Below are 9,542 nucleotides of genomic sequence, written 5' to 3'. Positions count from 1 at the left end.
ACATTTAAACAGCTCATTATTGAAAACGGCTACAAATTTCTAAAAGCCGCCAACCCCAACTGGCCAGAGCAATTAATACCGATTAATGGTAATTGCACGTTGGTGGGAAAAGTAATATTTACTGGTAAATCGCTTTGAATAAAACGAGTAAGAACTCATTAATTAATAATATTCAAAACTAAAAATCGAATTCACAAGAACAGATATAAGGAAATTCCATGAATGTTAATGTACCTAAAGTATTTATTTCATATTCCCATGACACACAAGCCCATAAAAAATGGGTGTTAGAGTTAACTCAACGTTTACGTAATTCAGGAGTAGAAGCAATTTTAGATCAATTTCGTGTAGGCCTTGGTGATGACCTAGGCGGGTTTATGGAAAAAAGCGTCGCTGAGTCTGACCGTATTATTATGGTATGTACTGACAATTACGTCACTAAAGCTAACAGCGGTTTGGGCGGGGTTGGATATGAGAAAATGATTATGACTGCTGAATATATGACTAATATTGATAGTAATAAAGTCATTCCTTTGATTCGTCAAAACGGCACTCATAACGTACCTACATTTTTACAAACCCGTTTGCATATCAATTTTTCTCGTGAAGATGAATATGAATTACAATTTGACAACCTTTTACGTGAAATTCATCAAGCTCCTCTATTTAAAGAACCACCTGTTGGTAATAACCCGTTTGAATCTGTAACCGAGAAACCTGCAGAAAGTGTAACAGACAAGAAAATGGAGCTACTTAAAGAGGCTGTCAACCTTTACAATCAAGGTAAGGTCATTTTTCACTTTAGTGAACTTAATAAAATCCTTGGTTGCTCGAAAATATTCGCTGAAATATACATATCTGAATTACTAGAAGATGGATTTCTTCATAGTACACAGCAGTACACAATGGGTACTCGCACCGAAGTTTTTCGATTGTCTGATAAAGCAAAGTCGTATGCAATTGAGCAGGGTTGGGTTAAAGAATAAAGCGTAGTTGCTAGAAACCCGCTAAATGCGGGCTTTAAATTATTCAGCATAATTTACTTACATTTTATCCTGGGTTTAATATCTATCTCTGCTTTTTGAAAGTCTTGCTCATGCGTAAAATCATGGAGGTGAGCATACTTAATTTCTCTTAAAGGCAGTGTAATAAGAAACTTATTCCATTGGTCGAAAAGCTCAGAATTAGCTTCTATAATTTCCTCAATTTCTTCATCGGAGGCTCCTGATTCTCTTAACTTTTCTTTAATTTCCTGTGTACCTTGCTCATTTATACGATCAATGACTTCTTTATATGGAGTTACTTTTTGCAGGGCTAATGTTTTTTCGTCACGATAACCACTAATTACAGGGAGGATATGGACATCAGTAGTATGGATTTTCGATTGAACTTCATAAATATAGCCAACGTAAACTTTTCTATCTGACATAGTGAATAGAATTGGTAGACCCTCTGTGATTGAATGCCCGAATAAACGAGAAAAATCAGGGCTATCTGCATCGGTTAAAAACTCTTCTGCATATAAATTCTCTTTATCATTAAACAAGTAATATATAAATGGAATGATAATACCTAAACATAGCGATATGAAACTGATATCTAACAATGCAACTGTTGATTTATCTATATTCTTTAACATGATTACATTTTTTAAAAACCAATGACCTAAGTCGAATTGAAAATTTAAATGATTACCTAATAATACAGCTAAATAATAAATACAGGATGAGAAGATAAAAACTATCAAACCTACAGAGGTAGATTTAAAAAATGTATGATAGCCGTTGCTACGATGCAAAGAAAAGTGGGTTTTATGCCAGCGGGTTAAAATACTATAACCAGAGATTCCCAATACAAATAAGAGTAATACGGTAGGTTTTATCATTTTTATTATACAAAAAAAGCATCTATAAGATGCTTTAAATTAGTGAGAAAGTTATTGGTTTGAGCTTGCAGCTTCTAATTGAGCTTTTACAACATCACTCTTTCGGAGAGAGTGCATGTTGATCCTGAAAGTTTCATTACCAATCATATCGACTTTAAGTTCATTTTTTTTTAGTTCAGAGATAACTTTATCTACTGCTTTTTCAGTTTTTGTCTTACTGGACGACTTAAAAATACTTAAAATGCTCATACTAAGCCCCCTATTTATAATAAATTTAGCATTAAACTACTAACAACTATTGTTGATAATAGTAGTTTAGTGACGAGTATGTCAACATATTTGGAGTCCACATGGCTCTCATACTGTCTTTACTGTTCTTATTGTTTACTTTTACTGCATGATAAAAAACAATTTATTAAGGGTAGATCACTTACATTAACTTCAAAAAAGGACCTCCTTTTATAATAACTTTTGTTGCGTTCAGTTTATTAAGCTCATTCGTATTTATGTTTAATAAGTTAGCCTCAACTAAAAACACAGCTCTTTGGCTATGCTTATCAACGCTCAAAACTTTAACTTTAGCGAATGTATCTGCCTGCTCTGAACGAACAAGCGCTTCACCTCCTATATCACCAAATACTGAAAAGTTAGAGTTATTTTTCGATTTTGATATAAGCTCAACACCCTGCTTTATATCTTTCTTTTTTATAGCAAATGCATGAAAGTCGTTTTCGTTTTTACCAAATGAAACAATAACAGACTCATCTGGGTCAGGTAACAAATTGAATGTATCAACGCTTATATAAAGTATTTTCTGCTGAAAACCATAAATCTGGGAATAAATTATCAAAACTATAAATATTACGGAGATAATTATTTTCATGGGAGCAAGCTCTATTTAATATAATTTAGAGCATAGTTAGTTTTTAAGCCCTTTACCTACTTGGCTTTTGACATATAGACGCAATGCACTTACTTGCATTTCTTCCCATGAATTAAAATTTGTATTATCAGCAATATATATATCCCATTCGTCATTAGCAGCTACCGCTTCAAAATCTTTTGCTGTTGAGACATCAAAGGAGCTTGCTGCTAGTAATTCATCAAAGCTATTAAAAGATGAACAACTGGATACAAAGCTATCATTAATCGTATCTGCCATGGTTACCTGTTTGCCGTTTAAATTTTCTATATTTTTAGCTAGCTTTTTTAACCCACCCATATTTACCTTTACAGACATAGCTTTTACTCTTTAGTTAAAATAAAAACTAAGCATAGCTCAAAAAAATCATATCAGTTAAGCGTAGATATTTAATTACCATCTTTAGTTAACAGCTTTAATTCATCTTGGATTGTGCTTATATTTGTTTCAAAAAAGAGGTTATCACCATACATTGACTGATAATTTATATGAACTCTTAAGTTGCCAAGTAAGTCATCATGAATCGCGGTATACCTCTCAGAAGCGTTATCACTTGATACATCTTGTCTAACTCTGATATAGACTAGTTTTTTTACTTCATCTTTAGCTAAAGTACTATTTTCACCAAATTGACCTAATTCAAATTCATCACTGACTGATAGAGACTGCTGTATTTTTTCAAATAATTTCGAACTTGTTATTTCTTCTTCATCCCAAATAAATTGAAAAGATGTTATGACTGCACTCCCTAGACCATTATTTTTAATATCGTAGGTAAATTCTTTTTCACTAAAACCTCGGTGCATAACATCTGAGATCAAAGGCTTCACTGAAAGCTTGTTATGCTCTCTAGCCAATATTGTTTGTTGTAATGAAACTAAAAGAGCACAAGTAGCAATAAATACACTACAAATAGTCGTAATAAGCGTTGCATCCATGTTTAATCCTTTATTAATTAAAAAATAGAAAAACGATTCCAGTAAAGTTATAGACATTAAAAAACCCGTTAATTAACGGGCTTGCAGTCATCTTGTTTGGTTCTGGCTAAATGAGCCTTTTGCTTAATAGCGCTTATTCTATTAAATACTGAGCTAGATATTTTTTTAACATTCCCCGCTTTTATATCATTATCTAATAAGCGGAAAAATTTCGATGTGGTTTTCATGGATTCACCTTCGGCTAATTTACTCTACCTAACACAAATATACATGGTTATAAGGCGCTCTGCGGGGTTGTCTATAAGAATATTAAACCCATTATTTTGATATAGCGCTACCAACTTTTCAGCTTTTTCACATTCTAATATTATTACGCGGCCTCCCACAAGTTGGTTTGCTTTATCTATAATTGTGTAGGCTTCTTCGAGAATATACGATAAGTTTATTTGATTATCTGCTACTGAATCATTTTTACCTATCTGGCCTATAAGGTAGGCATTTACACGTTCACTATTTTTACAAATTCCGTCAAGCTTTTTTCGCAGACCTTTGCTTATTTTAGTTTCGTTATTTTGATTTAGGGAGACTTCTTTGATAGACAATGAAAAATAGGCAAGTATTTGGCCGCTACCATCATCTAATATTAAATAGGTGCGTGATTTAGACGCATTTTCGAGGCGAATAGCTTTGTTTTGATCGGTTAAGAATGCTTCAACATCTGTGTTTTTTGTACTACAAAAACTAGAAAGGAGTTGATGTAGTTGGGGTGCATCAAACTCCTTTATTAGCTCTGAGAGCTGGACAACCGTTGTCTTAATAATGCAATTCCTTTTACTCTATCTGCCTCATGGTTACGATTATTTGTTGTAACTTTATGGGCTTTTTTGCAGTTTTCTCTGAACGCTTGAATAGCTCTTTGATCGGTTACTACAAAGTTTTTTTCAAATGACGTGGTAGCCATAATAAGCTCCTTAATGCCGTTGTATCATTAGGTTATTATAAAAAATAATCCTACAATGAATTTTAAACCTATTGACGGCTATGTCAACTTTTATGTATCTACGTGTGTATTCATGTCTTGTAGGACATCATTTACTATATAATTCAGCTTTAAGCTCATTTTCTATTGCTTTGTCTATTAACTGACAATAAAGCTCATATCCATCTGCCTGTTCTTTTATCCAATCATGTTTGTTGTAAACAGCCATTACGCCACGCATTGTATGGCCTAGCATTTTTTCGGTTACATGCGGCGCTACACCATTTTCACTCAGCAATGTTGATAACGAACGACGAGCATCGTGCGGTAGAAACTTGGGCATTTTATATTTTTCAAACAAGTGATCCCACATTCGACAGCAATAACGATTAATACTGTGGGTGGTCATTGGTTTGTGTGGATTACCACCTGGTATTAGGTAACCTTTTCGCCCATACACCATCGCAAGCGTATCTAGTATGCTTTTCATCTTAGCTGAAATTGGCCTACGGATAGCTTTATTTGTTTTTGAGTTTTCGGGCGGTACTGTCCAAATGCCATTTTCAAAGTCAAAATGCTCCCACTTTGCTAAACGAACCTCTGATTGGCGCGCCCCTGTTATATAAATTAGTTGTAGGCATGCTTTAGTTGCTGGGGTGGCTTTTGAGCTTTCTATTTGTATCCAAAGCTTTGCAATTTCATCAAAGCGCATTACTCGTTGGCCAACTGATGCCTGCTCACCTATGTCATTTACATTTAATGTAAGTACGGGATTAAATGGCTTAACTTCGCCACGTTTTTCAGCCCAACCAATTATGGATTTAATACGCACTAATATAGTGCCGGCTGTTTTAGCGCTGCCTTGTGCCTTTACTTGATCAAAATATGTTATCCAATCTTTAATGGTTATTAAATCAAGTGGCATATTTTTATCATTAAGTATTGGTACAATCCATTTGCTGACTTGGTTTACGTATAAAATTTGTGTTTTTTCTTTCAGGTCGGGTACTTTTTTATCTAGCCACTTCGCAGCAATATCTGCCATTGTGGGCAAGCCCTTGGCATTGTTACGCATAAGCTTGAGTTCTAGCCGTGGGTCTTTACCTTGGCTTAACCAATTTTGAAACAGCGGTATGTAGTCTTGTGCTTCTTTAATGCTTAGCCCAGGGTAACGCCCTAGCGTAATAATTACCTGCTTAGCATCGACACGGCAACGGTATTGCCAAGTGATAGTCCCCTTAGCAGATACCCTTACACTTAAACTATCTCTATGCGATAATACGCACGGTGTTTGATTTTTACCTAGCAGCTTTCTTAATTTGGTATCACTGATCGCCATTTAATTTTTTATACACAGTTAGCAAAAAATTTATACACGATACTATACACACAATGCGCCAATTACAAGAAACTCGAAAATACAAAAAGAAACTGAGCAGCGCTAATAACCCGTAAATATAAAGGGCTAAGACATAGAATGAATAATGAAAGCTATCAAGAGAATCAAGCAACAATCTATTGGCACGACTACGAGACTTGGGGAGCGAGCCCTCAAAAGGATAAGCCAAGCCAATTTGCGGGTATTCGTACCGATCTTGATTTAAATATTATTGGCGAGCCACTTATTGAATATTGTAAGCCGCAAGCGGATTACTTGCCTCACCCTGAGGCCTGTTTAATTACGGGTATTACACCACAAGTGGCGATGAAAAAAGGCTTAGTTGAAGCTGAGTTTATAGCAAAAATTCATGCCGAATTTAGCGTACCAAACACCTGTGTTGCCGGTTACAACAGTATTCGGTTTGATGACGAAGTAAGTCGTTATAGCTTTTACCGTAACTTTTACGACCCATACGAGCGTGAATACAAAAATAACAATAGCCGCTGGGATATTATTGATTTAGTACGTGCTTGTTACGCACTGCGCCCTGAAGGCATTGAATGGCCGTTAAAAGAAGACGGCAGCCCAAGCTTTAAGCTAGAGCATTTAACCGTAGCTAATGGTATTGAACACGCCGCTGCGCACGATGCACTAAGCGATGTAACCGCCACTATTGCACTGGCTAAGCTAATAAAAGAAAAGCAACCAAAGCTGTATAACTTCTTTTTTGGGCTGCGTGGCAAAAAAGCCCTTGCTGAATTGGTTGATGTATTTAACATGACGCCGCTTGTGCATACCACGTCGCGCATACCTGCAACACAAGGCTGTACAAGCTGGGTTGCACCAATGAGCTTTCATCCAGTAAATAAAAACGCGGTTATTTGTTTTGATTTAACTCAAAACCCGCAAGTACTCATTGATTTAAACGTAGAAGAGTTACGCAAACGTTTATACACCAAACGTGTAGATTTAGCCGAGGACGATTTACCTGTTGGCTTAAAACTAGTGCATTTAAACAAGTGCCCTATTTTAGCCCCAGCTAAAACGTTATTGCCTGAAAATGCCGCCCGTTTGGGGATTGACCGCGAGCAGTGCTTAGCTAACTTAGCTATTTTAAAAGCCAATACCGACCTTCGCGATAAAGTAACCGAAGTGTTTAACGAGCAAGGCGATTACAGCGCAACCACTAACGTTGACTACTTACTTTACGATGGGTTTACAAGCCATGCTGATAAAGCTAAGTTTGCGATTATTCGTGATGCAAAACCAGATGAATTAGCTGGGTTGAAGTTAGACTTTGAAGATAAAAAGTTTAATACGTTATTGTTTAGATACCGCGCCCGTAACTGGCCTGAAACGCTAAACCAGCAAGAACTTGATCAATGGCGCCAGTATTGCCAAAACAAGTTAATGCACGGGGAAGATCAACCATCGATTAATGCGCAAGATTTTATGATCACCCTTGAAAACCTAGCGCATGAACATGACGACAGCGAAAAAAATCTTACAATTTTAAAGGCACTGTATAACTACGCACAAAGCATGTAATTTTGTTTGTATAACGCATTAAAAACGCGACGCTTTAGCAATAAAGCGTCGCGTTTTTGTTTATAAATATCTGTACCACTTCAAACAAAGCAAAATCTATTTCACAAAGAGAAGCGAATGAGGAGTAAATGAGAAGACATAAAAAACAATCTTTTTTAGATCTATTACTTCCTCTAAAAGCGCAGCGCCTCATGTCCTCTTTGTGAATAAATCACTTTACGGGCTTTGCCCGTCACGCAAGCAAGCTTCGCGTCTACGAAACAACCACAAATCTATACTGTGGGGTAGACGTAGAGCTTGCTCACGTGAAAAGCGCAGCTTTTAATTGCTTAAATAAAACACTATTCACAAAGAGAAGAGCAAGAGGAGTAAATGAGAAAATATAAAGACCAACAACAATCTTTTTTATCTATTACTTCCTCTAAAAGCGCAGCGCCTCATAACCTCTTTGTGAATAAGTCACTTTTACGGGCTTTGCCCGTCACGCAAGCAAGCTTCGCGTCTACAAAGTAAAACTGATATCTACACTTTGACGGTAGATGGTGAGCTTGCTCACGTGAAAAGCACAGCTTTTAATTACTTAAATAAAACTCTATTCACAAAAAGAAGAGCAAGAGGAGTAAATAAGAAAACATAAAGACCAACAACCGTTTTAGACTTATCACTTCCTCTAAAAGCGCAGCGCCTCATAACCTCTTTGTGAATAAGTCACTTTACGGGCTTTGCCCATCACGCAAGCAAGCTTCGCGTCTACGAAACAACCATAAACTATAACGTAGAGCTCGCTCACGTGAAAAGCACCGCTTTTGATTACTTAAATAAAACTCTATTCACAAAAGAAGCGCATGAGGAGTAAATGAGAAAACATAAAAACAATAATTTTTTAGATCTATTACTTCCTCTAAAAGCGCAGCGCCTCTAAACCTCTTTGTGAATAAATTACTTTACGGGCTTTGTCCGTCACGCAAGCAAGCTTCGCGTCTACGAAACAACCATAAACTATACTTTGGGGTAAACGTAGAGCTTGCTCACGTAAAAGCACCGCTTTTAATTACTTAAATAAAACTCTATTCACAAAGAGAAGCGAATGAGGAGTAAATGAGAAACATAAAACAACAATCTTTTTATCTATCACTGCCTCTAAAAGCGCAGCGCCTCATAACCTCTTTGTGAATAAGTCACTTTACGGGCTTTGCCCGTCACGCAAGCAAGCTTCGCATCTACAAATTAAACCCACAGTTAAACTTTGGCGGTAGACGTTGAGCTTGCTCACGTAAAAGCACCGCTTTTAATTACTTAAATAAAACACTATTCACAAAAGAAGCGCATGAGGAGTAAATGAGAAAACATAAAACAACAATCTTTTTATCTATCACTGCCTCTAAAAGCGCAGCGCCTCATAACCTCTTCGTGAATAAGTCACTTTACGGGCTTTGCCCGTCACGCAAGCAAGCTTCGCGTCTACAGCGTTATTTTTTATGCAGTGCTTCAATGCGTGCTAGTAAACTTGAGGTGTCGTACCTGCCGCCGCCGAGTGCTTGTACGTCGGCGTAATATTGATCGACCGTTGCGGTCATTGGTAAAGTAGCGCCGTTGTTTTTAGCTTCATCGAGTGCAATGCCTAAATCTTTACGCATCCAATCTACGGCAAAACCAAACTCATATTCACCTGCCCACATTGTTTTGTAGCGGTTTTCCATTTGCCACGAACCGGCTGCGCCTTTAGAAATGGTTTCTATTACTTTTTCACCATCAAGCCCAGCTTGCTTGGCAAAATGTAAGCCTTCAGCTAAGCCTTGCACTGCGCCAGCAATACAAATTTGATTAACCATTTTACAAAGTTGTCCCGAGCCAACGCCGCCTAGTAATTGGCTAAAACGACTAAACGC

General features: G+C 36.8%; 13 protein-coding genes. 3 read left to right on the top strand and 10 right to left on the bottom strand.

From position 1 onward, the window contains the following. On the top strand, positions 1 to 138 hold a 138-nt coding region (locus L654_RS1000000128080; protein ID WP_024607028.1), incomplete at its 5' end, for a S24 family peptidase. 80 nt (positions 139 to 218) lie between these two features. After that, the gene (locus L654_RS0101395; RefSeq protein ID WP_024607027.1) at positions 219 to 986 is read left to right on the top strand and encodes a toll/interleukin-1 receptor domain-containing protein; all 768 of its coding nucleotides are present in this window, start codon (positions 219 to 221) and stop codon (positions 984 to 986) included. Positions 987 to 1,039: 53 nt separating this feature from the next. Here L654_RS0101395 and L654_RS0101390 read toward each other — a convergent pair whose 3' ends face one another. The 9 genes from L654_RS0101390 to L654_RS0101350 form a co-directional block, all read right to left on the bottom strand. Then, positions 1,040 to 1,885, bottom strand: coding sequence for a hypothetical protein (locus L654_RS0101390; RefSeq protein WP_139016085.1), 846 nt, complete (start codon positions 1,883 to 1,885; stop codon positions 1,040 to 1,042). A 51-nt stretch (positions 1,886 to 1,936) separates the two neighbouring features. Further along, on the bottom strand, positions 1,937 to 2,134 hold the full coding sequence (locus L654_RS0101385) for a hypothetical protein (protein WP_024607025.1): 198 nt from the start codon (positions 2,132 to 2,134) through the stop codon (positions 1,937 to 1,939). A 181-nt stretch (positions 2,135 to 2,315) separates the two neighbouring features. Beyond that, positions 2,316 to 2,768 carry a hypothetical protein gene (locus L654_RS0101380; RefSeq protein WP_225305697.1) on the bottom strand — a complete coding sequence of 151 codons (453 nt, stop codon included), beginning with the start codon at positions 2,766 to 2,768 and terminating at the stop codon, positions 2,316 to 2,318. Positions 2,769 to 2,804: 36 nt separating this feature from the next. Further along, complete coding sequence (locus tag L654_RS0101375) at positions 2,805 to 3,125, bottom strand: hypothetical protein (protein WP_024607023.1); 321 nt, start codon at positions 3,123 to 3,125, stop codon at positions 2,805 to 2,807. Positions 3,126 to 3,196: 71 nt separating this feature from the next. Next, on the bottom strand, positions 3,197 to 3,745 hold the full coding sequence (locus L654_RS0101370) for a hypothetical protein (RefSeq protein ID WP_004587566.1): 549 nt from the start codon (positions 3,743 to 3,745) through the stop codon (positions 3,197 to 3,199). A gap of 68 nt (positions 3,746 to 3,813) precedes the next feature. Further along, positions 3,814 to 3,972, bottom strand: coding sequence for a hypothetical protein (locus L654_RS1000000127940; protein ID WP_158001137.1), 159 nt, complete (start codon positions 3,970 to 3,972; stop codon positions 3,814 to 3,816). Positions 3,973 to 3,996: 24 nt separating this feature from the next. Next, positions 3,997 to 4,347 (bottom strand): hypothetical protein, encoded by a 351-nt coding sequence (locus L654_RS0101360; RefSeq protein ID WP_024607022.1) that lies wholly within the window; start codon positions 4,345 to 4,347, stop codon positions 3,997 to 3,999. A 182-nt stretch (positions 4,348 to 4,529) separates the two neighbouring features. Beyond that, complete coding sequence (locus tag L654_RS1000000127935; RefSeq protein WP_158001136.1) at positions 4,530 to 4,706, bottom strand: hypothetical protein; 177 nt, start codon at positions 4,704 to 4,706, stop codon at positions 4,530 to 4,532. A 127-nt stretch (positions 4,707 to 4,833) separates the two neighbouring features. Further along, a complete protein-coding gene (locus L654_RS0101350) occupies positions 4,834 to 6,063 on the bottom strand; it encodes a site-specific integrase (RefSeq protein ID WP_024607021.1) in 1,230 nt (409 codons plus the stop codon). A gap of 138 nt (positions 6,064 to 6,201) precedes the next feature. Here L654_RS0101350 and sbcB point away from each other — a divergent pair, with 138 nt between their 5' ends. Further along, positions 6,202 to 7,653: an exodeoxyribonuclease I gene (gene sbcB, locus L654_RS0101345; protein ID WP_024607020.1), complete on the top strand. Its 1,452-nt coding sequence runs from the start codon at positions 6,202 to 6,204 to the stop codon at positions 7,651 to 7,653. A 1,469-nt stretch (positions 7,654 to 9,122) separates the two neighbouring features. Here sbcB and L654_RS0101340 read toward each other — a convergent pair. After that, positions 9,123 to 9,542 (bottom strand): NAD(P)-dependent oxidoreductase (locus tag L654_RS0101340; RefSeq protein ID WP_024593184.1); only part of this gene is annotated, 420 nt, incomplete at its 5' end.

This window comes from Pseudoalteromonas sp. TAB23 (assembly GCF_000498075.1).
Classification (GTDB): Bacteria; Pseudomonadota; Gammaproteobacteria; order Enterobacterales; family Alteromonadaceae; genus Pseudoalteromonas; species Pseudoalteromonas arctica.
The sequence above is the reverse complement of the archived record's forward strand: the minus strand, read 5'-3'. Positions and strand labels throughout refer to the sequence as shown.

Excerpts from the sequence above, each read along its gene's own strand:
- L654_RS0101395 (WP_024607027.1), top strand. The coding sequence starts at position 219 with ATGAATGTTAATGTACCTAAAGTATTTATTTCATATTCCCATGACACA.
- L654_RS0101390 (WP_139016085.1), bottom strand. The coding sequence starts at position 1,885 with ATGATAAAACCTACCGTATTACTCTTATTTGTATTGGGAATCTCTGGT.
- L654_RS0101385 (WP_024607025.1), bottom strand. The coding sequence starts at position 2,134 with ATGAGCATTTTAAGTATTTTTAAGTCGTCCAGTAAGACAAAAACTGAA.
- L654_RS0101380 (WP_225305697.1), bottom strand. The coding sequence starts at position 2,768 with ATGAAAATAATTATCTCCGTAATATTTATAGTTTTGATAATTTATTCC.
- L654_RS0101375 (WP_024607023.1), bottom strand. The coding sequence starts at position 3,125 with ATGTCTGTAAAGGTAAATATGGGTGGGTTAAAAAAGCTAGCTAAAAAT.
- L654_RS0101370 (WP_004587566.1), bottom strand. The coding sequence starts at position 3,745 with ATGGATGCAACGCTTATTACGACTATTTGTAGTGTATTTATTGCTACT.
- L654_RS1000000127940 (WP_158001137.1), bottom strand. The coding sequence starts at position 3,972 with ATGAAAACCACATCGAAATTTTTCCGCTTATTAGATAATGATATAAAA.
- L654_RS1000000127935 (WP_158001136.1), bottom strand. The coding sequence starts at position 4,706 with ATGGCTACCACGTCATTTGAAAAAAACTTTGTAGTAACCGATCAAAGA.
- L654_RS0101350 (WP_024607021.1), bottom strand. The coding sequence starts at position 6,063 with ATGGCGATCAGTGATACCAAATTAAGAAAGCTGCTAGGTAAAAATCAA.
- sbcB (WP_024607020.1), top strand. The coding sequence starts at position 6,202 with ATGAATAATGAAAGCTATCAAGAGAATCAAGCAACAATCTATTGGCAC.